Below are 22,519 nucleotides of genomic sequence, written 5' to 3'. Positions count from 1 at the left end.
GTCACTTGCGGGATCCCCTCGGCCGCACGACCTTTGTCGCCACCCAGTCCGGAGCGACGTTAGCGGTTTTCGTGAGGCTGAGCCCCGCGATGGTAACTCCCTCCTGAACCGTAGCAGGGTCGATGAACCCGGGCCTACCCACCTTCGGGGTCAGGAGCCAGATGTAACCGTGATCGGCGAGATCGGGCAGCGCATCGACCAGACCGTCAACCACGTCTCCGTCCTCGTCGCGCCACCAGAGCAACACGACGTCCACGGCTTCCACGGCATCCTCAACCATGTCGTCATCAATGATGTCCATGATCTCGTCCCGCAGATCCTGGTCCACGTCCTCGTCCCAGCCGAGTTCCTGCACGACCATCGAGGTGCTCAGGCCAAGCAACTCCGCGCCGCTCATGCCTTCCAGGGAGTTCTCCTTACTCAACGTGTTAGCCACAAGTCATAGCCTGCCAGATGGCGGGCCCAAGATGCACTTGGGCCCGGGAAAAGACTGGGCCGGGCGGCAAAGCGCCCAGCCCAGTCCGCGAAACCGCTGCTCAGGCGTCCCCACCAGCGTTACCCGAGCGACCAGCAGTCACGTCGTTGATCTGGTAGAGATCGATCGCGCGCTCAACCCAGTCGGCCGGGATCTCCCCGCGTGCCACGAGGCTTTGCAGCACTCGAATCACGATGGACGGCCCGTCGATGCGGAAGTATCGCCTGGCCGCCGCGCGAGTGTCCGAGAACCCGAAGTCATCGGCTCCCAGCACCGCGTAGTCCCCAGGCACCCACTGCCTGATCTGATCCGGAACCATCGTCGCGTAATCGGAGCTTGCGACGACAGGGCCGGGGCGAGAAGCAAGCTGCTTCTCCAGCCAGCAGGTTTCCTCGTGGCCCGGGTTGTCGAACTTGCGGCGCTCAACCTCCAGGCCCTCTCGGCGCAGCCGGTTCCACGACGTGACACTCCACACATCAGCCACGACGCCGAAGTCGCGCTTCAGCAGGTCCTGGGCTTCCAACCCCCATTCGACTGCAACGCCCGAGGCGAGGATCTGCGCCCTCCGAGCGTCCGCACCCACGCCGTCGAAGCTGCCTTCCTTCAGCAGGTAGATACCCCTGAGCACCCCCTCGATGTCCAGGTTCTCCGGCTCCCGAGGTTGGACGATCGGCTCGTTGTAGACTGTGAGGTAGTAGCAGACGTCCTCCGGGTTCTCCCCGTACATCCGGTTCAGACCATCGCGCACGATGTGCGCAATCTCGTAGGAGTAAGCCGGGTCGTAGGAAACCACAGCTGGATTGGTGGCAGCCAGGATCGGCGAGTGGCCATCCATGTGCTGCGTGCCTTCGCCCGCGAGGGTGGTACGCCCCGCAGTCGCCCCGATGAAGAACCCGCGCGCCAGCTGATCCGCCGCCGCCCAGATGGCGTCCGCAGTTCGTTGGAAACCGAACATCGAATAGAACACATAGATCGGCACCATGGGCTCACCGTGGGTAGCGTAAGAACTGCCGGCGGCCGTGAAGGCGGCGACAGAACCCGCTTCGTTGATCCCGGTGTGCAAGATCTGGCCGTTCGTTGCTTCCCGGTAGCTGAGAAAGAGCTCGTGATCCACCGGGGTGTACTTCTGGCCGTGCGGGTTGTAGATCTTGATCGTTGGGAAGAAGGCATCCATGCCGAAGGTGCGGGCCTCGTCGGGAATGATGGGTACCACGCGCGGCGCGAAGCTCTTGTCTCGCATGAGCTCCTTGAGCAGGCGCACAAAAGCCATCGTCGTCGCCACTTCCTGCTTGCCCGAGCCCTTGCGTGCAGACTCATAGGCCTTGTCCCCGGGCAGCGAGATGAACTTGCGATCGCCGCGCCGCTCCGGCAGGTAGCCGCCCAAAGCACGACGACGTTCGTGCAGGTATCGGATCCGCTCATCGTTCTCGCCCGGATGGTAGTAGGGCGGGCGGTACGGGTCTGCTTCGAGTACCTCGTCGGAGATCGGCAGATGGACCCGATCGCGCAGCGACTTGAGATCGTCCAGCGCCAGCTTCTTCATCTGGTGAGTCGCGTTTCGTCCTGCGAAGTGCTTGCCCAGGAAGTAGCCCTTGATCGTGTGTGCCAGAACCACCGTGGGAGCACCGGTGAACTCGGTCGCCGCCTTGTAGGCGGAGTAAACCTTCTGGTAGTCGTGGCCGCCACGGGTGAGGCGCCAAACCTCCTCGTCAGTCCAATCCTTGACCATCGCAGCCGTGCGGGGGTCCCGGCCGAAGAAGTGCTTGCGCACGTAGGCTCCGTCGTTGGCCTTGAATGTCTGGAAGTCGCCGTCGGTGACGGAGTTCATCAGGTTGAGCAGCGCCCCCTCCGAGTCGTTCTCCAACAGCGGATCCCAGCCGCGCCCCCACACCACCTTGATCACATTCCAGCCGGCACCCCGGAAGAACGCCTCCAGCTCCTGCATGATCTTGCCGTTGCCTCGAACCGGGCCGTCGAGACGCTGGAGGTTGCAGTTAACCACGAAAGTCAGGTTGTCCAACTCCTCGTTCGCGGCCAGCTGCAGGGCACCCCGCGCCTCAGGCTCGTCCATCTCGCCATCGCCGAGGAAGGCCCAAACCCGCTGGTCCGACGTGTCCTTGATCCCTCGATTGTGCAGATAGCGGTTGAACTGCGCCTGGTAGATGGCGTTGATCGGCCCCAGACCCATCGACACCGTCGGGAACTCCCAGAAGTCGGGCTTCTGGCGCGGGTGCGGGTAGGAAGGCAGCGCCCGCAGCTCGCCATCGACGTAGTGCGAGTGCTCCTGCCTGAACCCGTCAAGATCGGCTTCCCCCAACCGGCCGGCGAGGAAGGCGCGTGCGTACATGCCTGGGCTCGCATGGCCCTGGAAGTAGATCTGGTCGCCGCCACCCGGGTGATCCTTTCCCCTGAAGAAATGGTTGAAGCCCACCTCGTACAGGGTCGCCGAGGACGCGAAGGATGCGATGTGACCGCCGACGCCGATGCCGGGCCGCTGCGCGCGGTGCACCATGATGGCCGCATTCCACCTGAGCAGGCGCCGGATGCCGCGTTCCAGATCCTCGTCGCCGGGGAACTCGGGTTCCTGGCCTGCGGGGATCGTGTTCACGTAGTCGGTGCCGACGAGCGAAGGCACCCCGATATGCCGCTCTCTGGCCCGCTCCAAGAGCTTCAGCATGACGTAGCGCGCGCGGTGGCGGCCACCAGATTCGATCACTGCATCGAGCGAGTCCAACCACTCTGCGGTTTCTTCGGCGTCGGAGTCCGGCAGATTGGTGGGAAGGCCGTTGATAATGGGCCCAACTTCCTGAGTCACGTCACAGTCCTCTTTCTCGGCGCGTCGCCGAACACGTGCTGCTCCAATTGGTCTAGACCAGCCTAGTACCCTTGGCGCGAAACCGGATATATCCTGCGGTCCATGCTGCCAACGCGAACCCCGCGCCCCGAAGAATGGCCGATGTACCGCGACCTCAAGCTGGCGATGCTCGCCGACTCGCCGCTGGCTTTCGACGATGACCCAACCGTCCTCGCCAGCCACAGTGCAAAACGTTGGCGGCTGGCGATGGCCTCCAGGTTACTACCGGACGGCTGCTGGTACGTGGTCGGCGATGAGCGCTGGCTCGCCCAGGCGCAGGGACGCCTCTACGGCGACCGCCACTACCTGCTGGAAGTTTACGCGAGAGCGGAACTGCGCGGCACGGGCGTCGCAGGTGAGCTGCTGGGTCTCGCCGAGCGTTGGGCGCAAACCCGCGGGGCCGAGACCATCTGGCTAGACGTCGCGGAGACGCAGACCGCAGCCATCAACCGGTACCTATCCCTCGGCTACAAGTTCACCGGGGAGCGTGAACCCCACCCCCGCTACCCGACGGTCGACAAGCTGGAAATGCGCAAGCTGCTGCGCAGTTCGTAGGCGAGGATCGCTGCGGCCGCAGCGACGTTCAGGGAGTCGACACCCCCGGCCATCGGAATGACCACCCGCTGGTGGGCCATCCCGCACCAGCTGGACGGCAGCCCGTGTCCCTCGTTGCCCAGCAGAACGGCCACCTTCCCGGAGATCTGAACGTCGTCGAGCGCAACCGCGTTCTTCGCCGGCGTGGCCGCGAGCAGCGTGAACCCTGCGCGGCTCAGCCGCTCGAGGTCGGCCAGGTCATCGGACATGCGCCGCCAGGGCACTTGTAGGGCCGCGCCCATCGACGTTTTCACTGCGCGCCGATACAGGGGGTCGGCCGAAGCCTTGCTCACCACCACCCCTCCCCAGCCCAGGGCTGCGGCAATCCGCATGATCGAGCCCACGTTCGCGTGGTCCACCAGGCCCTCGCACACCAAGAGCCGATCCTGGCTCGCCAGCATCTCCCAACTGGCTTCCTCCGGCCGAACGAACGTGGCCAACGCGCCGCGGTGCACGTGAAACCCGCTGATGCGCTCGATCAACGCCTCATCCGCCACAAAGCAGGGCACGTCCCCCGGGATCAGGGCCTTGAGGCTTGCCAACCAGCGCTCGGTCAGTAAGAAGGCCGTCGGCTGGATACCCCGCGCCAGGGCGCGCTGAATGATCTTCTCCCCCTCCGCGACGAAAATACCGCGCTCCTGCTCAAACCTTGACCGCAGTTGCGAGTCGCGCAACTGCGCGAATTGGCGGAGCCGCGGATCTTCCAGGCGGTTGACTGGGATGAACATTCGAACATCTTACGGTCTCGTGCGCGCCGACCTTGCCCCCGACAGCTGGCGCGGTAGAGTTTCACCTCGTGCCTTCCGCTGCTTTCGAGCATCTCTCCCCCGCATTTCCCCAGCGCGCCGCCTGGGGTACTGCGCAGAGCCTGAGAAAATGGCAGCAGGACGCGCTGAATCTGTACCACCGCAACGCGCCCCGCGATTTCTTGGCCGTTGCCACCCCCGGCGCGGGCAAAACAACGTTTGCGCTTCGAGTGGCCCGAGACCTGCTGGAACGGCGCGAGATCAACCGCATCATCGTCGTGGCTCCCACCGAGCATCTGAAAGTCCAGTGGGCGGACGCGGCCAGCCGAGTCGGCATCCATTTGGATCCCGGCAACACCGCCAGGCGCGGCCGATCGCGTGAGTTCGTCGGCTCCACACTGACCTACGCCGGCGTCGCCATGCGGCCGTGGGCATACGAGAACATCTGCTGTTCCTCGGACGCGCTGGTGATCCTGGACGAGGTGCACCACGCGGGCGACTCGCTGAGCTGGGGAGACGCCCTGCGGGAGGCCTTCGGCTACGCCAGGCGACGGCTGATGCTGACGGGCACGCCGTTTCGCTCGGACGAGAACCCGATCCCGTTCGTGGCCTACGACGAACTCCCCGACGGCACCCGGGTCAGCCGCGCTGACTATACCTACGGCTACGCGAACGCGCTACGCGACCACGTCGTCCGGCCCGTGGTCTTCATGAATTACGGCGGACCTATGCGCTGGCGGACGAAGTCCGGCGAGGAGCTTTCGGCCAACCTCGGCGAGTTGCTCACCAAGGATCTGACTAGCCATGCCTGGCGTACAGCGCTCGACCCCAAAGGCGAGTGGATCACCGCCGTGCTTGGGGCAGCCGACAGGCGACTGAGCGAGACCCGGCGACACATCCCCGACGCAGGCGGACTCGTCATCGCTTCCAACCAGACGAGTGCGCGTGCATACGCCCGGGTTCTGGAGAGCATCACCGGCAGCAAACCGACCCTGGTGTTGTCGGACGAGGCCCGCTCGTCGCAACGCATCGCCAACTTCTCCTCTTCCCAGGAGCGCTGGATGGTGGCGGTCCGCATGGTCTCGGAGGGTGTGGATGTTCCGCGCCTCGCGGTCGGCGTTTACGCCACCGCCACTCAGACTCCGCTGTTTTTCGCCCAAGCCGTGGGGCGATTCGTGCGCTCCCGCCGGCGCGGCGAGCTGGCCACCGTTTTCCTGCCCACCGTGCCCATCATTTTGAATCATGCCTCGTCGCTTGAGCAGGCCCGCGATCACGTCCTGGGCCGACGAAAGGTGGCCGACGAGGTTTGGGCGGAGTCCGAGGCCGAACTGGAGGCAGCGAATCGTGCCGACGCGGCTTCCGACGATCTGCTGGGCACGTTCCAGGCGATGGATTCCGCCGCTACTTTCGACCACGTGCTGTACAATTCCCAGGCCTACGGCATGTTCGCAGATCCGGCTTCGGCCGATGAACAGGAATACCTGGGGTTGCCGGGGTTGCTGGACGCGGAGCAAGTGGGCGTTCTCCTGGCCGAGCGCCAGCGGCGTCAAATCGCCAGGCGGGAAAAACTCAACCGACGTAAGCCTGAGGTCGCCCTGCACCAAGCCATGGCAGACCGACGCAAGAAACTGAACTCGCTGGTCAGCCAGTATGCGCGGCTCCAAAGCGTCCCCCACAGCCATGTGCACGCCGACCTCCGCCGCCAGTGCGGCGGCCCGCCGCTGGCCAAGGCCACCAGCGAACAGGTGGAAGCCAGGATCCAGATGGTATCGCGTTGGCTCGGCTGGCCCGTCGAGGTCACAAGCCATTGACCGGGTACTCGCCTCCCCACAGCGCGCTAGGCTGAGTGGATGATCCACGAGCCCGCGCGCACGACGCCCACCTCGCCGCCACACGTCCGGGGCAAGGCCGCCTTGATCAAACGGTTCCGAAACGTCAGCTCCGAGATCAACACCGCGGCGATCGCTGCGCTGGATGAGCACCACGACTGGTTCAAGTCATTGGACGCCGACTCTCGTTCCTGGATCTCGATGGTTGCGCGCACCGGGATCGACGGCTTTGTTTCCTGGTTCGCGGGTGAATCCTTCGATCCAGAATCCATTTTTGAGGCTGCCCCACGCCTGCTGGCCAGGCGCATCTCCCTGGGCCAGACCGTGGATTTGGTGCGCACCACCACCGTCGTCGCGGAGGAGCAGATCGGCAAGCTGCTGCCCCGCAACGACCGGCCGGCCCTGCAACTCGCGATCCTGCAGTACACCCGGGAGGTGGCGTTCGCCGCGGCCGGGGTATATGCCCGCGCCGCCGAGGCCCGAGGGGCGTGGGATTCACGCCTTGAGGCCTCCGTGATCGATTCCGTAGTGCGCGGCGAGGCCGACGAGGTCGTGCTTTCGCGGGCTTCCACACTTGGTTGGCGCAGTGAGAACAAGGTGGTCGTCGTGATTGGGGGGGCCTGTGCCGACTCCAGCATCGATGACCTGCGGCGCGCCGCCTCACGGCTGCGCCTCGACACCCTGGCGACCGTCCAGGGAACTCGCCTGGTCTGCATCTTCGGCGGCCAGGCCGTGACCACCCCCGTCGAGACCGTCCGGCTAGTGTCCGAGCTCAAATCCCATTTCGCCCCCGGCTCCGTGGTCGTCGGCCCCATTGTCCCCACGCTCGCCGCCGCCAGCCGTTCCGCTCGGGAGGCCGCCTCGGGCTACCGGGCCGCGGTGGCTTGGCCCGAGGGACCGAATGTGCTGCTCGCCGCGGATCTCCTGCCCGAGCGGGCCCTCGCGGGTGACGGGCACGCTCGCCGAACCCTGGGCATCGAACTCTACGGCCAGTTGTCCACCCACCCGGACCTGCTCGAAACCGTGGTCAGCTTCCTCGACCACGGGGCTTCGATGGAGGCCACCGCCCGAGCCCTCTATGTTCATCCGAATACCGTCCGATACCGGTTGAAGCGCATCACCGAGATCACCGGCTACAACCCAGCAACCCCTCGGGAAGCCTTCGTACTTCGAATGGCGATCACGTTGGGGAGGCTGCACGACCACTAGGCTGGCGCTTCGCCGACAACCAGGAAACCCGTCCTCCGCGTCCGTTGCTCCGGCACTTTGTAGCTTCCCCACAAAACGGATCGATCGTTTTTCGTGCCTCTCGGAGTCGGGCGGAAAGCTCCGGGTAAGGCAGAGTTATGACTGTGTTCGCTATTGTCGCGCCCGGACAGGGCGCCCAGAAATCCGGGTTCCTGACCCCCTGGCTCGAACTACCCGCCTTCGCCGAGACCCTGGAGTCATTCAGCGCCGCAGCGGGAATTGATCTTGCCGCCTACGGGACCGAAGCCGACGACGAGACCATCCGGGACACTGCGATCGCCCAGCCGTTGCTCGTCGCCGCTGCCCTCGCTAGCGCGCACGCCCTCGGCGAGCAGGCCGACGTGTACGCGGGCCACTCAGTTGGCGAGCTCGCCGCGGCTGCCCTGGCGGGCGTCTTCGGCGTCGACGACGCCGCTCGTCTCGTGACCGTTCGGGGACGTGCGATGGCGGCTGCCTCCGCCGCACGCCCCACGTCGATGACAGCCGTCGTCGGCGGCGATACCGGCGAGGTGCTGGCTGCCATCCAGGCACACGGCTTGACTCCGGCAAACAACAACGGCAAGGGGCAGATCGTCGCGGCCGGTACCGTCGAGGAACTGGCGGCATTCGCCGCGGATCCGCCACGTCGAGCCCGGCTGTTCCCGCTGAGCGTCGCCGGTGCGTTTCACACCGTGCACATGAAGCCCGCGGTGTCGGAGTTGCAGCAGGCCGCGCAGCAGGTCGTCGCGTGTGAGACCGACACTCGCCTGCTGTCCAATCGCGACGGCGCACTCGTCACGGGCGCGGATGCCCTGGAGCGGCTGGTCGGTCAGGTGGCCCACCCCGTTCGGTGGGACCTCTGCATGGATACTCTCGCAGAGCTGGGGGTTACCGGCCTGCTGGAGCTGACCCCAGCCGGAACGCTGACCGGCATTGCCAAGCGCAACCTGCCGGGCGTTGAGCTGTTCAACTTGAACACCCCAGACCAACTCGACGACGCGCGCGCCTTCGCCGCCGCGCATCGCAACCGCTGAGGAGCCCCATGATCAACGTGAACAAAACGGACCGCTACAGCAGGATCCTGGGTGTGGGCGGCGCGCGGGCCAGCCGTGTGGTCACGAACGAAGAGATGTGCACCTTGATCGACTCCACGCCCGAGTGGATCGAGCAGCGCACCGGGATCACCGAGAGGCGCTGGGCCGGCGAGGGCGAATCCGCCCTCACGTTGGCCGTGGAGGCCGCCCGCAAGGCGATAGAACGTTCACGCGTGGCCCCGGAGCAGATCGACACCGTGATCGTCTCCACCGTGTCCCACTACAAAAACACACCCTCGATGGCCAACTTTTTGGCAGCAGAGCTGGGCATGCCCACCGCGGCTGCCTTCGATATCTCGGCCGCCTGCGCCGGATTCTCCTACGCGCTCTCCCTCGCCGACTCCCTCATCCGTGCGGGCAACGCGGAACACGTGCTGATCATCGGCTCGGAAGTTCTCAGCGAATACATGGACATGTCCGATCGTAGTACCGCCTTCCTGTTCGGTGATGGCGCAGGCGCCGCGGTCGTCGGTCCGAGTCCGACCCCCGGGGTCGGGCCCACTGTGTGGGGCTCGGACTCGAACGCGCACGATGTCATCAGCATTGACGACTGGCGCGAGGCCGAGGAGCACCCGCACATTCGTATGGAAGGTCCCAAGGTCTTCAAGTGGGCGACGACGGTAATCGCACAGAAAGCCGCGGAGGCCCTCCAACGAGCAGGGATCGCACCGGATGAGCTGGACGTTTTCATCCCCCACCAGGCGAACAACCGCATCACCGATTCGATGCTTCGCCACCTAAAGCTCCCCGAGGGTGTCGTCGTGGCCCGCGACATCCGCACCATGGGGAACACGTCAGCGGCCTCCATTCCGCTGGCAATTGAAGCCTTGCTTGAGTCAGGGCAGGCCACGAGCGGGCAGACCGCTTTGATCATCGGTTTCGGTGCTGGCTTGGTTTTTTCCGGCCAAGTCATCACCTTGCCCTGAATAACAAACGAAAGGAAACACCATGGCTAGCACTGAAGAGATCCGTAGCGCCATCGCAGAAATCGTCAATGACGTTGCCGGAGTCGCGGTCGAGGACGTCCAGCTCGACAAGTCGTTCATCGAGGACCTGGGCGTCGACTCCCTCAGCATGGTAGAGGTCATCTACGGCTGCGAGGAGCGCTTCGGCATCGAGATCCCGGACGAGGACTCCAAGAGCCTGAAAACCGTCGGCGACGCCGTCGCTTACGTCGAGCGGGCCCAGGCCTGATTCCACCTGGGTGGGGCGGATTCCGCCCCACCACCCGACCCGTCCAACTGTTCAGGAGCTGAGGGATGACCACCGTAGTTGTAACTGGCCTTGGTGCCACCACCCCGCTCGGCGGCACGCTGCCGGAAACCTGGGAGGCGATGCTCGCCGGACGTTCCGGCGTGCGGGCTCTGCCCTACGAGTGGGCGCAAGAGTTTCCCACCCGGATAGCGGCCGAGGTGGTGTGCGAGCCCACCGAGAAACTGGATCGGGTCGCCGCTCGTCGCATGGATCGCTCCACCCAGCTCGCGATGGTGGCCGCGCTCGAAGCCTGGGTTGACGCAGGTTTCAGCCTGGACGACCCCGACGTGGACCCCGACCGTCTGGGAGTATTCGCCGCTACCGGGATCGGCGGCTTGCAGACGATCACCGCCCAGTGGGATACGCTGCGTGAGCGCGGCCTCCGGCGGGTCTCGCCCTTCACGATCCCCATGCTGATGGCCAACGCACCCGCGGCAAACATCGGCCTTCGTTTCCAGGCACGCGCAGGAGTCCACACCCCGGTGTCCGCCTGCGCATCGTCGAACGAGGCCATCGCCGGAGCCATCGATATGATCCATCTGGGCCGGGCCGACGTGGTCATCGCCGGGGGTGCGGAGGGCGTTGTACACCCCTTCCCGATCGCCGCGTTTGGCCAGATGCAGGCGCTGTCCCGCCGCAACGACGAACCCGAGCGCGCTTCCCGCCCCTGGGACGTGGACCGCGACGGCTTCGTGTTGGCCGAAGGCGCGGCGCTGCTGGTGCTTGAGCGGCTGGAGCACGCACAAGCACGCGGCGCCAGAATCTATGGAACGCTGCGCTCGTCGGGCATCACCGCGGACTCGCATGACCTGGTGCAGCCTGACCCGGACGGGTACGGCCAGTCGCAGGCCATGATCAAGGCGTTGAAGGAAGCCGACCTGGCCCCCCGCGACGTGGTGCACGTTAACGCGCACGGCACCTCCACTCCGCAAGGGGACACTACCGAGGCCGGATCAATCCGCCGGGCGCTGGGCGACGACACCCAGGCCATCGTAACGTCAACCAAGTCGATGACCGGCCACCTGCTCGGCGGAGCAGGTGCGCTGGAGACGGTGGCCAGCGTTCTTGCGCTCCACGAGCGCAAGGTGCCGCCCACCATCAACCTGGACAACGAAGAACCCGGCCTGGGCATCGACATCGCAAAGGAGGTCCGCTCACTGCCCGACGGCTTCCTGGCAGCAGTGAATAACTCGTTCGGTTTCGGTGGGCACAACGTCGCCATCGTCTGCACCAACGAGAACATCTGACGTCTGCGTCCAGCACTCTCAGGATCCGGCCTGCTGCTCTGGTTGACCGAGGACCCGCTTCGGCTGACCAGAGCGGCAGCCTGTGCCCCCGGCGGGATCACCCCACCAGGTAGAGCCTCCTCGTCGGTTGGGGGGTTTCGCCCGAGCGGTAGGGCTCCAACTCCTCGTCCCAAGGGCCACCCAACAGTTCGTCGAGCCGATGAGGGAGTTCGCCTGCGGCTGCCGCGGCCCGCAGCACGTGCTCGGTGAGCACGATATCCCCGTGCAGGCCTGTCGTTGCGCTGAAGGGCCCCAACCTCGGCGTGAACATGTGACGCTGCCCTTCCCCACGCCGGGAAGGCTCCTCAGTGACCTCAAAACGGATGCGCTCCATCGCCGCCAGTTCGCTCGCGAGCCGAGCGCCCGTCCCCACCGGGCCAACCCAGGACCAGTCGCAGCACAGCATTGCACACTCGTAGGGCTGCTCCACCCACCGTATGGCGGGCCTTGAGTGCACAACGCGCTGCACGGCCCACTCGATGTGTGGGCAGAGCGCTGCGGGCGTCGAGTGGACGAACACGACCCCTCGCGCTTCCTGGCCTGCAAAACTCACTTGTCCTCCTAGCTGACTGACGGCCTTCCCCTGCCTTCAGCACTAGGAGCTAGGCCCCCATCTTGCCCCAGTTGGTCGGTTCGCTTCAAGCGCAGCCCTAAGCGAATTGCTGACGAAACCCCGGCCACGTGTTGACTAAGCCGGAATCGGGGCCTAAGAAGGGTTCATGACCTTGCCGCTCGAATTCGTAATCAAGCGTCGCGACACCATCTCTCAGGTGCGCGCGACTTCGTCTGGCGTGTATTGGCTGGCCAGCATTGCGAACCAGGATGGGCGCAACACTGTGCGCCGATTTAGCGACGGACAGACCGTCGATTTGACGCCCGAAGCGTCCGTTCGCACTCGTGTCATGGAGTATGGTGGAGGAGCCTACGACGCGGAGCACGACACCGTGGTCTTCAACGATGACCGCAGCAACCAGGTATTCATTCTCGATTCCTCCGGCTGTCGTGCGCTGACCCCCGAGCAAACTCGATACTTCTACGGCGGCCTACACGTTCAGCTCTCCGACGGTGTCGTCGTCGCGGTTCGCGAGGATCACGAGGCCAGCTCCGAACCCCGCACGGAAGTGGTGGCGCTGCCGCTCGACCAGGTTTCGCTGGGCAGTGTCGTGGCCAGCGGCGCTGACTTCTACGCCGGGCCGCGCGTGCGCGACCGGGTCGTCGCTTGGCAGCAATGGGACCATCCCAACATGGGCTGGGACACCTCGTCCATTTGGAAGGCCAGCCTCGATGACCCCGAGAACCCACACTGCGTGTTTGCCGCCGACGGGGTAAGCGCACAGCACCCGATGTGGCTGGCTCCCGACACGTTGGCCTACACCACCGACGAGACGCTCTACTGGAACTGGCACGTCGTCGACGAGAGCGGGCGCTCGACGTTCGCCCTGCCGCGCGATTGCGACACCCCAGTCTGGGTGCTCGACCGACCGGCCGCCTGCGCCGTGGGCTCCGATCTGGTGGCAACCATCGACATCTCCGACGGCTACGGGCGACTCGCGCTCTGGCAGCCCTCAACTGGTGGCGTCACCTACCCGCTTCCCGGAACGGTGTGGATCGACTCTGTGGCTACCTACGCCGATCGGCTGTACGTGATCGCCTCCTGGGCGGACCGCCCGTCCTCGCTCATCTCCATCTGCCCCACCGGCGAGACCGAGATCATTGCCGGCGGCGACGCCTCCCCGCTGGTGGCCAAGCCAGTCGCCCGACACGCAGGGCAGGTCCACTACTGGTTCTACTCCCCGAGGGGAGTGGAGAACCCGCCGGTGATCGTCAAGACGCACGGCGGTCCGACCTCGCAGGCCACCGCATCCTACAACGAGGAGTTCCAGTTCTGGCTCTCCCGCGGTTTCGCTATCGCCGACGTCAACTACCGTGGCTCCACCGGCTTCGGCCGCGCCTACCGCGACGCGCTCAAGGGTCTGTGGGGCGTCGCGGAGGTGGAGGATGTGGTCAACGTGGTCGATGACTTGGCCCAATCCGGGCTGATCGACCCCGACCGCGTAGCCATCGCCGGCGGCAGCGCCGGCGGATACACGACGCTGCGCGCGCTGACCACCACGGACGTGTTCGGCGCGGGCCTTTCCCGCTACGGCGTTGGCGACCTGGAGATGCTCGTCAAGGACACCCACAAGTTCGAGTCGCGCTACCCGTTCTCGCTGGTTGGGCCGTGGCCTGAGGCTGCCGACGTGTACCGGGAGCGCTCCCCCATCCACCACCTGGACAAGCTGAAGACCCCCATGCTGATCCTGCAGGGGCTCAAGGACAAGGTGGTGCCCCCGGGCCAGGCCTACAAGATGGCTGAAGCCGTGCGCTCCACCGGCAAGCCCTTGGCTCTCGTGACATTCGAGGAGGAAGCCCACGGTTTCCGCACCATGCACGCCCGTGGGATGGCCCTGGCAGCCGAGCTGTCTTTCCTGGAGCAGGTGTTCGGGCTCCCGCTCAGCGAGGACATCCCTCGTCTCCCGATCGAAAACCTCTGAGCGTGGGGGCCTCGGCCGTCCCGTGGCCCCCACCTCCTCGCGCACCGAAGATCGCGGTGCCGACGCGCACTATCGTCGCCCCTTGGCCGATCGCCAGTTCGAAGTCGCCCGACATGCCCATGGACAACTCCCGCCAGTCGTGTTCGCTCGCGGCGTGCCGCAACCGCCTTTGACACTCGCCCAGACGGCTGAAACACCGGGAAACCAGTTCCCCGTCTGGTGAGGCCACCGCTATCGTCATCAGTCCCCGAAGCTCCAGCGCATCGAATGGGCGGAGGTGCGCAACAAAATCCAGCAGGTTCTCCGGCGCCACGCCAGACTTCTGTGCCTCGCCGGAGGTGTTCACCTGGATCAGCACCGGAAGCCGCCTACCGAGCGCGTCCAGCCGACGCTGCAACGTCTCAGCCAGGGCCAGCGAGTCCAGCGAATGCAGCTCGCTGGCCGCTTCGGCAATCAGCTTGGCCTTGTTGCGCTGCACATTCCCGATCATGACGAGTTGGGCGTCGGGCAGCAGTTGCCGCTTCGCGAATAGCTCCTGTGGACGGTTCTCTCCGAAGTAGCCGTAACCGGCCTCGGCGCACTCAATCATTCGCTCAACGGGATGGAATTTGGTGACCGGCATCAGCCGAATCTCGGAACTCGACCTACCCGCCTCTTCAGCGGCCAGGTCGATCCGTCGTTGGACCTCCGCCAGGTGCTCCGCTACGGCCATCTTGCGCCCAGGGAAATGACGCCGAGCGCCGCCAACACGGCAAAAACAAGGGCGTAGCCTGCGTACTGATCCGTGATCTCCACCAGGACATCTTCGTAACCCACCGATTGGCTGATTGCCTCGTAGGTCTCCTTGAGTTCGCTGGCGCTTTCCGCGGCAAACTTCTTGCCGCCGGATTTCTTTGCCACTTCGCGCAACTCGTAATGATCCACCGGGACCCGCTGGGTGCGTCCCTCTTTGTCGATCACGACACCGTCCTCCGTGCCGTAGGCGATGGTGTAGATCGGCACCCCGAGTTCCGCCGAGTGCGTGGCCGCGTTGATGGAATCCCGGCCGAGGTTTGTCGCGCCATCGGAGAGCAGAACGATCACCGCTGGGGCAACTTCGTCCGGGTGGGCGGGATCCGGCGGAACCAGAGCAAGCGCGTTCAGCGAGGTGTGGATTCCCTCCCCGATTGCGGTGGAGGGGGCCAACTCCAGAGAGTTGACCGCCCGCTCCACCGCGTTGTGGTCGGTGGTTGGCGGAACCACGAGTTGGGCGGTCCCGGCGAAGGCCACCAGGGCGACGTTGAAGCCGCGCGGCAGGGAACGGATGAACGCCGAAGCCGAGTCCTTGGCTGCCGCGAACCTGTTGGGCTCCACGTCTTCGGCCTCCATCGACCACGAAACATCAATCGTCAGCACGACGGTGGCCCGCTCCCGCGGCTGCCTACCGTAACCACTGGGGATGGCCCAGGCGACCACCAGCATTGCCAGGCTAGACAACGACATGAGAACCGCGAGGTGCCGTTTCCAAGCCGCCTGCTGCGGCAGGACCCTCGACAGGCGGTTTCTCGGTCGAGGCGGCGTCCGCCCGGACAGCATCAGATAGAGCAGCGCGACGAGGGGCAAGGCCAGCAGCGCCCAGAGCCTATCCGGATATTGGAAGTCCAAAACAAGTTCGATCATCGCGGCCACCTCGAAGCCATCAGGACCGCGCCGACCGCCGCCAGGATCGCGAAAGCTAGTGCCACAAGCACGTATTGCCCGGTGATTGGTTTCTTCACATCCTCGTAAGCGTATGCGCTGTCCAACTCCTGGTAGGCGTCGCGCAGGGCCTGAGCGCTGTCCGCGCTGACGCTCTTCCCCTTGGTGCGCTGGGCGATCTGCTCCAGCAGATCGTAGTCCGGCGGCACCGGCTCCCGCTTACCGTCAATGTCCACGTAACCGTTCTCCGTACCGTAGGCGATCGAGTAAATCGGCAGGATGTCCTTGGCCTGATCGGCCGCGGCCAGGGGGTCCGCCCCGTCGGTATTTGCTCCGTCGGACAGAATGACCGCCAGCGCCGGAACCCCCTTATCCCCATCCGCGTCGGGGGCCAGCCGGAGCGCATCCAGGGCAACCGCAATCGCATCCCCGATTGCGGTGCCGTCGCTCAGGGTCAACGCGTCAATGGCCCGCAGCACCACGCCCCGGTCCACGGATGGCGGCATCCGAAGATTCGGCGAGCCGCTCAGCTCGATCAAGGCGACGTTGTAGCCTTCAGGCAGTGACTCAACATAACGCCGGGCCTCCTGCTTCGCTGCTTCCAGGCGGCTGGGGGCCACGTCGGTGGCCTGCATTGACTGGGAAACATCGATCATCAGTATGATCGTGGCCCGCTCACGGCGCACCTTGTCTACGCCGAGTGGCTCCGCCCAGGCCAGCGTCAGAACCGCCAAGGAACTCAGGGACAGAGCCACCGCGACGTGGCGCGTCCACCGGCGTTGGCTTCGGGCCACCCGCTTCAGCAGGCCGGTGTTGGTGAACCTCATCGAGAAGCGCTTCTTCATCCGCAGGAAGATCAGATATACGACGATGAAGACCGGAATGAGCAGCAGGGCCCACAGCCGATCGGGTGACTCGAACTCTGGAAACCACGACATCACTACTTGCTCACCCCCTGGGGCGGCTGATGCAGGGTGGCCGCGGTGCGCCGGTAGTTCAAGACGAAGCGGGCGATGTCGGCCACCCAGTCGGAGTCGGTGCGGAGCCGGATGTGGCCGGCGCCCGCACGTCGGATAGCTGCGGCCACCCGTTCGCGCTGCGCTCTAGTTGCCGCGTTCATGCGCTGGCGGGCAGCGGGATCAGAGGTGTTAATGTAGCGGGCGAAGTCCGTCTCCGGGTCGCGGATCAGCAGTTCTCCCACGTCGGGGAAGTCCAGTTCCGCGGCGTCAAGCACTTCCACACAGAGCACCTGATTCCGCACGCCGAGCCTGCGCAATGCCCGTTCCCAAGGCGGCGGCGAGTTCGCATCAACGACGGCCTCACCCGGGGTCAGGAAATCGCTGACCACAACCCGCATGCCTCTTCTGCGTTGCATGCGCGACAACTGCTCAATGCCGTCACCCAGCTCGAACTTGGCTGAGGAGACGTCCTCGACGATCGGCTCCTCCAGCATCGTACGGAGCAGACCGTACAGCGCCATCCGTCCGCTGCGCGCCGGGCGGCGGGTCACGCCGTCGGGGCGCATCAGGAGCCCGCCAAAGCGGTCGCCCATCTTCTGGCTGAGAAAGCCGATGGTCGCGATCGCAGCGATGCCCAGATCGCGCTTGGTGATGCCCGCGGTTCCCCAGTTCATCGACGGCGTCAGGTCGAGCAGCGCCCAGATTTCCAGCTCCCGATCAGCAATCGTGTCGCGCACGTGAGGGGTCCCCGTGCGGGCGGTGACCGCCCAGTCGATCATTCGGACATCGTCCTGCCCTGGCTGGTAGACACGCGCGTCGTTCGTGTCCGTGCCCGGACCGGGCAGCAGCCCAAGGTGATCGCCTTGCAGGAACCCCTCAAGCCGACGAACCACCGTCAACTCAAGGCGCCTGAGCGCAGCCTCGGGCGCCAAGCGGCTGAGTGGCAGCGTCGGGCCGCTGGGCGGGCGAAGAACCGACTCGGCCGCGCCCAGGGTATCTGCTGGCTCGAAGGAAACCACGATCAGCCGCGCCCCGGCTCGTGCGCATGCTGCTTGAGTGCTTCAGCTCGGGTGTTCTGATTCCAGACCGGGGTGGGGGCAGGTACCATGGCGACCACCCGCTCGATCACGTCCACCGGATTGATGTTGTCCGCCAGCGCGTCAAAACCCAACACCAGACGGTGCGCCATCACGTCGCGCGCAACTGCCTGCACGTCGGTGGGTAGCACGTAGTCCCTGCCGTTGATGAGCGCGAGCGCCCGCGACGCCGCCACCAGGCCCAGCGTGGCGCGCGGTGAGCATCCGATCTGGATCACGTCCCCCAGATCAGCCATGCCGAAGTCCGCAGGCTCCCGGGTGGCCAGCACGAGGCGCACGATGTACTCGGCGACCAGGTTGTGTACGTAGACGTTGCCCGCCATCTGCTGCAGATGCCGGATCAACTCCGGGTTGAGCACTCGGTGAGCTTTCGGCGGCGTCACCGACATCCGGCGAAGGATCTCCAGTTCCTCGTTGCCACGCGGGTAGGGCACGTCGACTTTCAGCAGGAAACGGTCGCGCTGCGCCTCGGGCAGAGGATAGACACCCTCGGATTCAACCGGGTTCTGCGTCGCAATAACGATGAAGGGGTTGGGCGCTGGGTAGGTCCTGCCCGCCAACGACACCTGCTTTTCGGCCATCAGCTCCAGCATCGCCGACTGCACTTTCGCCGGGGCACGGTTGATCTCGTCGGCAAGAACGAAGTTGACGAAAACCGGGCCTAGTTCTACCTCGAAGGTCTCAGACTTAGCGGAGTAAATCCGTGTGCCCACGATGTCGGATGGTACTAGGTCCGGGGTGAACTGGACGCGGGCGAACTCACCGCCGACCACATCCGAGAAGCTGCGCACGGCCAGCGTCTTAGCCACCCCCGGCACGCCCTCGAGCAAACAGTGCCCCTTGGCCAGGAGCGACACCATCAGTTGCTGCACCATGTGCTCCTGCCCGACGATGACGCGCTGCACCTGGCTGATAGCCCTGCCCAACAGCTGCGACGCCTCGGCGACTGTTTGCGGCAGCTGCTGCTGCGCCCCGATTTGCTCGGCTTCCTTGTTCTCATTCCCGTAGGTCACGTGCACACGATACCGCCGTTCGCTGTGCAATACTTCAGGGCCACCGCCCCTGGGTCGCATCTGCCCGTTCAGGTGTGGTGAGATTGACCCTGATGAGCACAGGAGAAAGCCAGAACCCCGCCGACCGCGATCCTTTCCGCGCGCATCTGCCGCTGGAGAGCAGCGACCCGGTGCGCCTCGACGACTACTGGCTGGATTCCCGGTTGGCCGCGACGCCCGCAGGCGTCGCCTACTCGGCACACGAAACCGACGGGCACAGCGTCATGCTCCTCCTGCTCAGCGAAGGCGCCGCCGCGGACGCAGCCGCCCGTTCGCGCTTTGCCGGCGAGATCAACTCCATGGACATCGACACGGTCATCGCACGGGGTGGCCAGGGGCAGGACGAGGGTAGGCTGGCGGTTCGTTTCCGGCCTCGGGAGGACCCCCAGCTGGCTGGCCTCGCCCCCCTGGCGCCCTGGGCGGCGCTCGCCTTCGACGGCAGCACGGAGGCCGTACGCGAGGCCTTGCGGGTGTTGAACGCGGTCGATCTGGCCGCATCTTCCCCGCTGGGCGAGCCCAGTGGCCCGGAGTTTGCCCTGCACTGGGCTGAGGCCACGAACCCCGGCCGAACACGGATTTGGCCGCTGGCCTGGCCCGGGCGAAAAGATCGCGACGGTTGGCTTTCCATCCTGGTTTCCTGGCTGCTGATGCTTCTGCTGAGTGCGTTGGCCCTGCTGCTGGCATTGCTAGCCTTCCAGAACGCCCCCTTGGTCTCGCCCCCGCCACCGGTGGGAGGCGGCTCTCCCCCCTCCGGCTCCCCACAGTTCGAGTCCCCGGACAGCGCTAGCCCGAGTGGCGAAGACTCCAGCACCCCCGATCCCAGCCAGTCCACCAGCGGGGAGCCCACCAAGAACCGCAGGCTTTAGCCCTCTACCAGCTCATTTGGTCAGGCCCGGATCGACGGGGCACTCGACGGCGCCCCCCAGCCGGACGACGAGAGCCCCGCCGGTGAGGAGGACCGCCAACACGCCCAGGAACGGCTGCACTGGGGCGAACCACGCAATGGCTCCCGAATACCCGAGAGCAAGCAGCGCAATCTTGTTGCAGACCGGGCACCCAACCGCGAACCATGCGAGCGCGGAACCCATCATCCCGAACCTGGTCGTTCTTCTTTCTCGCCTGGAGCCCAGTCCGCTGTCAGCGAAGTAGGTGGCCAACAGCATGCCCATCAGCGCGGTCGTGAGCAACCAGACAGGATAGTTCCACCACACCGGGGCGATGTCGCGCCCAAAGACGGGATTCGGGATCAACACGGTGGCCAGGCCAAGCAGCAGCGCCGACCCAAGGCCGCCGGCGAGTGCCACGAGCCACTGCCGGAGACTCCAAAGTTTAAGCCCCTGTCGGGCCTTGGCTAGAAAGCGGATCACCCAGCGAATACTACCCGGGGTATTAAACGGATGCCATTCGATCCGGAGACAGAACGTGCCCCGGGTGACCAGGACCACCCGGGGCTGTGTGGGGCGTGCGGGGCTCGAACCCGCGACCCAGGGATTATGAGTCCCCTGCTCTGACCGGCTGAGCTAACGCCCCCGGCCACACAGCCTACCGAACAACATGGGGTCAAAAGCAAGCTGCGGTCAATTCCGCTAACCAACCCGCCACACCAGCCGGGCCAGCGCAGAGCACATCGGCGAGGTTTGCCAGCTCGGGACGCTCCGCAGAACCGGACACGACGTTCACTCCCCGAAGGCCGCGTCGTCGTGCTTCGGAAACCACCTCGAAAGCGGGTAGATCACCCAAATCATCACCCACCATCGCTACCCTTCGTGGCGCAAGCTCCGCGAGTTGCGCACGCAGGGTGTCGCCCTTCGACACCCGATGTGCACGCAACTCGATCACCTCGCGCCCGGGTTCCGCCCGCAGTCCACAGTCGGCTGCCAAGCGGAGCACCTCGTCGGAAATCCGCTGCAGGGTCCCTGGCGCGGCCCGCCGGGTGTGCACGGCCACCGCGATCCGCTTGTCCTCGACGAATACCCCACTGTTCTTCTCCGCTATCTCGACCAACCCCGCCCGAGCCCTCTCCACCCCAGCAGGAGTGGGCGGTAGGTGCAGCCCGCAGGCGTCCAGCCGCTCCGATCCGTACTGGCCGAACACCACTAGGCGATCGAGCAGATCGTCCAAGTCACCGAGCCGACGGACCTGGTCCACCGGACGCCCGGTGATGATCACGACGTGGCCCGCTTGCGCCACCAGCCGGGCCAGCTGTCGCCGTGCGCCCGGATGGATGGTCGCTTCTTCCGGGTTCGGCACGATCTCGGCCAGCGTGCCATCAAAATCTAGCGCTACAAGCGTTCCACCCGGATCCGCGCGGTGTTCGGCCACGAACTCGGATGCACACCCGGACTTCGTTGAAAAAAACTTCATGCTTACCACCTTTTCACGGAATCGTCTTCGCTAGGGTGGAAGACGAGCAAGGAGGAACATGTCAGCTTCATTCGTTGTTGTAGCCAACCGCTTGCCTGTCGACCGAGTTCACGACGCTTCCGGAGCCGAAACGTGGCGCACCTCACCGGGTGGACTCGTGACCGCGCTCGAGCCCGTAATGCGGGCGCGCGGCGGCGCGTGGATAGGCTGGCACGGCGCTCCCGACGAGCTCGTGTCTCCCTTTCGGCACGAAGGCTACGACGTGGTCCCCGTCGCTCTGAGCGGCCTGGAAGTCGAGGAATACTACGAAGGCTTCTCCAACGCGACGCTGTGGCCGCTCTACCACGACACGGTTGCCTTCCCCGAGTTCCACCGGGAATGGTGGGACTCCTACGTCTCGGTGAACGCACGCTTCGCCCGAGCCGCGGCAGATGTGGCTGCACCCGGGGCAACCGTTTGGGTCCAGGACTATCAGCTCCAGTTGGTCCCCAAAATGCTACGCGAACTGCGACAGGACCTGCGCATCGGCTTCTTTCTACACATCCCATTTCCACCCACCGAGATCTTCGCCCAGCTGCCGTGGCGACGTGAGATCCTGCAGGGGCTGCTAGGCGCCGATCTCGTCGGTTTCCAGACCTCCGGTGGCTCCGCCAACTTCCTGCGCTTGGCGCGCACTCGGCTGAAACTTCCCGTGGAATCCGGCAGGGTCTCCGTCGACGACCGATACTGCGCGGCGCGCGCATACCCCATTTCCATCGACACCGCGGGGTTCATCGAACTCGCCAACCACCCGGACACCCTGGCAGAGGCCGAGCAACTCCATCGCGACCTGGGGCAACCCAAGAACATGTTCCTCGGCGTGGATCGCCTCGATTACACGAAAGGGCTCCGCCAACGCATCCGCGCCATGGGCGAACTGTTCAGCGAGGGCCGTCTTGATCCAAAGGACACAGTCTACGTCCAAGTCGCCACGCCGTCGCGCGAAGGCGTAGGAGAGTACCAGCGACTGAGAGACGACATCGACCTGCTGGTCGGGAGAATCAATTCGGAGGCCGCAGGCCTGGGGCGCTCCCCCATCGTCTACATGCATCGCGGCTATCCACGCCACACGATGGCTGCGCTGTACCGCATCGCGAACGTGATGCTGGTCACCCCGCTGCGCGACGGCATGAACCTGGTTGCCAAGGAGTACGTGGCCTGCCACCCGAGCAACGGCGGTGCACTCGTGCTGAGCGAGTTTGCCGGTGCAGCGAAGGAGCTCCGCCAGGCCTACAGCGTCAACCCCTACGATCTGAACCACATGAAGAATGTCTTCATGCAGGCCCTCACCGACTCGTATCGCGAACGCTCCCGAAGGATGCGGGCCCTGAAAAAACAGGTATCGACGCACACCATCGACCGCTGGGCAGAGAGTTTCCTCACAGATCTCGCTGGAAACACTGGCTAACATGGGAGGCAGGCCTTCGCAGAAAGGACG

The 22,519-nt window shown here is 65.2% G+C and carries 21 protein-coding genes and 1 tRNA gene; 10 read left to right on the top strand and 12 right to left on the bottom strand.

Going from position 1 to position 22,519, the window contains the following annotated elements:
• Position 1 precedes the first annotated feature (1 nt).
• On the bottom strand, positions 2 to 397 hold the full coding sequence (locus EII42_RS01010) for a DUF3052 domain-containing protein (protein WP_125170435.1): 396 nt from the start codon (positions 395 to 397) through the stop codon (positions 2 to 4).
• 139 nt (positions 398 to 536) lie between these two features.
• Positions 537 to 3,290, bottom strand: coding sequence for a pyruvate dehydrogenase (acetyl-transferring), homodimeric type (aceE, locus tag EII42_RS01005; RefSeq protein WP_125170238.1), 2,754 nt, complete (start codon positions 3,288 to 3,290; stop codon positions 537 to 539).
• 102 nt (positions 3,291 to 3,392) lie between these two features.
• On the opposite strand from aceE, the gene EII42_RS01000 reads away from it, so the two are divergent.
• On the top strand, positions 3,393 to 3,884 hold the full coding sequence (locus EII42_RS01000; protein ID WP_125170237.1) for a GNAT family N-acetyltransferase: 492 nt from the start codon (positions 3,393 to 3,395) through the stop codon (positions 3,882 to 3,884).
• Here EII42_RS01000 and EII42_RS00995 read toward each other — a convergent pair.
• Positions 3,833 to 4,651, bottom strand: a complete 819-nt coding sequence (locus EII42_RS00995) for an RNA methyltransferase (RefSeq protein WP_125170236.1) — start codon at positions 4,649 to 4,651, stop codon at positions 3,833 to 3,835. The two genes, EII42_RS01000 and EII42_RS00995, sit on opposite strands and share 52 nt — an antisense overlap.
• Before the next feature lie 68 nt (positions 4,652 to 4,719).
• On the opposite strand from EII42_RS00995, the gene EII42_RS00990 reads away from it, so the two are divergent.
• The 6 genes from EII42_RS00990 (at position 4,720) to EII42_RS00965 (ending at position 11,320) form a co-directional block, all read left to right on the top strand.
• Positions 4,720 to 6,480, top strand: coding sequence for a DEAD/DEAH box helicase (locus tag EII42_RS00990; RefSeq protein WP_125170235.1), 1,761 nt, complete (start codon positions 4,720 to 4,722; stop codon positions 6,478 to 6,480).
• 39 nt (positions 6,481 to 6,519) lie between these two features.
• Entirely contained in the window at positions 6,520 to 7,707 is a 1,188-nt protein-coding gene (locus tag EII42_RS00985; protein WP_125170234.1) for a CdaR family transcriptional regulator, read from the top strand.
• 143 nt (positions 7,708 to 7,850) lie between these two features.
• Positions 7,851 to 8,759 carry an ACP S-malonyltransferase gene (locus EII42_RS00980; RefSeq protein WP_125170434.1) on the top strand — a complete coding sequence of 303 codons (909 nt, stop codon included), beginning with the start codon at positions 7,851 to 7,853 and terminating at the stop codon, positions 8,757 to 8,759.
• A gap of 8 nt (positions 8,760 to 8,767) precedes the next feature.
• Positions 8,768 to 9,745 (top strand): beta-ketoacyl-ACP synthase III, encoded by a 978-nt coding sequence (locus EII42_RS00975; RefSeq protein ID WP_125170233.1) that lies wholly within the window; start codon positions 8,768 to 8,770, stop codon positions 9,743 to 9,745.
• Positions 9,746 to 9,767: 22 nt separating this feature from the next.
• Positions 9,768 to 10,013 carry an acyl carrier protein gene (locus tag EII42_RS00970; RefSeq protein WP_125170232.1) on the top strand — a complete coding sequence of 82 codons (246 nt, stop codon included), beginning with the start codon at positions 9,768 to 9,770 and terminating at the stop codon, positions 10,011 to 10,013.
• Between the two features lie 65 nt (positions 10,014 to 10,078).
• A complete protein-coding gene (locus tag EII42_RS00965) occupies positions 10,079 to 11,320 on the top strand; it encodes a beta-ketoacyl synthase (protein ID WP_125170231.1) in 1,242 nt (413 codons plus the stop codon).
• Positions 11,321 to 11,417: 97 nt separating this feature from the next.
• On the opposite strand, the gene EII42_RS00960 is transcribed toward EII42_RS00965, so the two are convergent.
• A complete protein-coding gene (locus EII42_RS00960) occupies positions 11,418 to 11,912 on the bottom strand; it encodes a DUF3145 family protein (protein WP_125170230.1) in 495 nt (164 codons plus the stop codon).
• 166 nt (positions 11,913 to 12,078) lie between these two features.
• Between EII42_RS00960 and EII42_RS00955 the strand changes: the two genes are divergently transcribed.
• Complete coding sequence (locus tag EII42_RS00955) at positions 12,079 to 13,893, top strand: S9 family peptidase (RefSeq protein ID WP_125170229.1); 1,815 nt, start codon at positions 12,079 to 12,081, stop codon at positions 13,891 to 13,893.
• On the opposite strand, the gene EII42_RS00950 is transcribed toward EII42_RS00955, so the two are convergent.
• The 5 genes from EII42_RS00950 to EII42_RS00930 are packed head-to-tail and all read right to left on the bottom strand — an operon-like array spanning position 13,853 to position 18,639.
• Positions 13,853 to 14,605, bottom strand: coding sequence for a YggS family pyridoxal phosphate-dependent enzyme (locus tag EII42_RS00950; RefSeq protein ID WP_125170228.1), 753 nt, complete (start codon positions 14,603 to 14,605; stop codon positions 13,853 to 13,855). The genes EII42_RS00955 and EII42_RS00950 overlap by 41 nt on opposite strands.
• Positions 14,596 to 15,552, bottom strand: coding sequence for a VWA domain-containing protein (locus tag EII42_RS00945; protein ID WP_125170227.1), 957 nt, complete (start codon positions 15,550 to 15,552; stop codon positions 14,596 to 14,598). The genes EII42_RS00950 and EII42_RS00945 overlap by 10 nt, the downstream gene beginning before the upstream one ends.
• Positions 15,549 to 16,508 (bottom strand): VWA domain-containing protein, encoded by a 960-nt coding sequence (locus tag EII42_RS00940; protein ID WP_125170226.1) that lies wholly within the window; start codon positions 16,506 to 16,508, stop codon positions 15,549 to 15,551. The genes EII42_RS00945 and EII42_RS00940 overlap by 4 nt, the downstream gene beginning before the upstream one ends.
• A gap of 2 nt (positions 16,509 to 16,510) precedes the next feature.
• Positions 16,511 to 17,548 (bottom strand): DUF58 domain-containing protein, encoded by a 1,038-nt coding sequence (locus EII42_RS00935; RefSeq protein WP_233558214.1) that lies wholly within the window; start codon positions 17,546 to 17,548, stop codon positions 16,511 to 16,513.
• A gap of 2 nt (positions 17,549 to 17,550) precedes the next feature.
• On the bottom strand, positions 17,551 to 18,639 hold the full coding sequence (locus EII42_RS00930) for an AAA family ATPase (RefSeq protein ID WP_370318077.1): 1,089 nt from the start codon (positions 18,637 to 18,639) through the stop codon (positions 17,551 to 17,553).
• A 92-nt stretch (positions 18,640 to 18,731) separates the two neighbouring features.
• Here EII42_RS00930 and EII42_RS00925 point away from each other — a divergent pair, with 92 nt between their 5' ends.
• A complete protein-coding gene (locus tag EII42_RS00925; protein WP_125170223.1) occupies positions 18,732 to 19,544 on the top strand; it encodes a hypothetical protein in 813 nt (270 codons plus the stop codon).
• A gap of 12 nt (positions 19,545 to 19,556) precedes the next feature.
• Here EII42_RS00925 and EII42_RS00920 read toward each other — a convergent pair whose 3' ends face one another.
• The 3 genes from EII42_RS00920 to otsB all read right to left on the bottom strand — a co-directional run bounded on the left by EII42_RS00920 (position 19,557) and on the right by otsB (position 21,042).
• On the bottom strand, positions 19,557 to 20,045 hold the full coding sequence (locus EII42_RS00920; RefSeq protein WP_199729756.1) for a hypothetical protein: 489 nt from the start codon (positions 20,043 to 20,045) through the stop codon (positions 19,557 to 19,559).
• A gap of 89 nt (positions 20,046 to 20,134) precedes the next feature.
• Positions 20,135 to 20,208, bottom strand: a tRNA-Ile gene (locus EII42_RS00915).
• 30 nt (positions 20,209 to 20,238) lie between these two features.
• Positions 20,239 to 21,042, bottom strand: coding sequence for a trehalose-phosphatase (otsB, locus tag EII42_RS00910; RefSeq protein ID WP_125170222.1), 804 nt, complete (start codon positions 21,040 to 21,042; stop codon positions 20,239 to 20,241).
• A gap of 58 nt (positions 21,043 to 21,100) precedes the next feature.
• On the opposite strand from otsB, the gene EII42_RS00905 reads away from it, so the two are divergent.
• Positions 21,101 to 22,489 carry a trehalose-6-phosphate synthase gene (locus tag EII42_RS00905; protein ID WP_125170221.1) on the top strand — a complete coding sequence of 463 codons (1,389 nt, stop codon included), beginning with the start codon at positions 21,101 to 21,103 and terminating at the stop codon, positions 22,487 to 22,489.
• The last annotated feature ends 30 nt before the right edge of the window (positions 22,490 to 22,519 follow it).

The sequence above is a fragment of the Tessaracoccus sp. OH4464_COT-324 genome, assembly GCF_003932855.1.
Taxonomy (GTDB): Bacteria; Actinomycetota; Actinomycetes; order Propionibacteriales; family Propionibacteriaceae; genus Arachnia.
Note: the sequence above shows the minus strand (reverse complement) of the source record. Positions and strands in the feature narration are given on the sequence as shown.

Coding starts and splice junctions, on each gene's coding strand:
- EII42_RS01010 (WP_125170435.1), bottom strand. CDS start 397: ATGAGCGGCGCGGAGTTGCTTGGCCTGAGCACCTCGATGGTCGTGCAG.
- EII42_RS01000 (WP_125170237.1), top strand. CDS start 3,393: ATGCTGCCAACGCGAACCCCGCGCCCCGAAGAATGGCCGATGTACCGC.
- EII42_RS00995 (WP_125170236.1), bottom strand. CDS start 4,651: ATGTTCATCCCAGTCAACCGCCTGGAAGATCCGCGGCTCCGCCAATTC.
- EII42_RS00985 (WP_125170234.1), top strand. CDS start 6,520: ATGATCCACGAGCCCGCGCGCACGACGCCCACCTCGCCGCCACACGTC.
- EII42_RS00975 (WP_125170233.1), top strand. CDS start 8,768: ATGATCAACGTGAACAAAACGGACCGCTACAGCAGGATCCTGGGTGTG.
- EII42_RS00970 (WP_125170232.1), top strand. CDS start 9,768: ATGGCTAGCACTGAAGAGATCCGTAGCGCCATCGCAGAAATCGTCAAT.
- EII42_RS00965 (WP_125170231.1), top strand. CDS start 10,079: ATGACCACCGTAGTTGTAACTGGCCTTGGTGCCACCACCCCGCTCGGC.
- EII42_RS00955 (WP_125170229.1), top strand. CDS start 12,079: ATGACCTTGCCGCTCGAATTCGTAATCAAGCGTCGCGACACCATCTCT.
- EII42_RS00950 (WP_125170228.1), bottom strand. CDS start 14,605: ATGGCCGTAGCGGAGCACCTGGCGGAGGTCCAACGACGGATCGACCTG.
- EII42_RS00945 (WP_125170227.1), bottom strand. CDS start 15,552: ATGATCGAACTTGTTTTGGACTTCCAATATCCGGATAGGCTCTGGGCG.
- EII42_RS00940 (WP_125170226.1), bottom strand. CDS start 16,508: ATGTCGTGGTTTCCAGAGTTCGAGTCACCCGATCGGCTGTGGGCCCTG.
- EII42_RS00925 (WP_125170223.1), top strand. CDS start 18,732: ATGAGCACAGGAGAAAGCCAGAACCCCGCCGACCGCGATCCTTTCCGC.
- otsB (WP_125170222.1), bottom strand. CDS start 21,042: ATGAAGTTTTTTTCAACGAAGTCCGGGTGTGCATCCGAGTTCGTGGCC.
- EII42_RS00905 (WP_125170221.1), top strand. CDS start 21,101: ATGTCAGCTTCATTCGTTGTTGTAGCCAACCGCTTGCCTGTCGACCGA.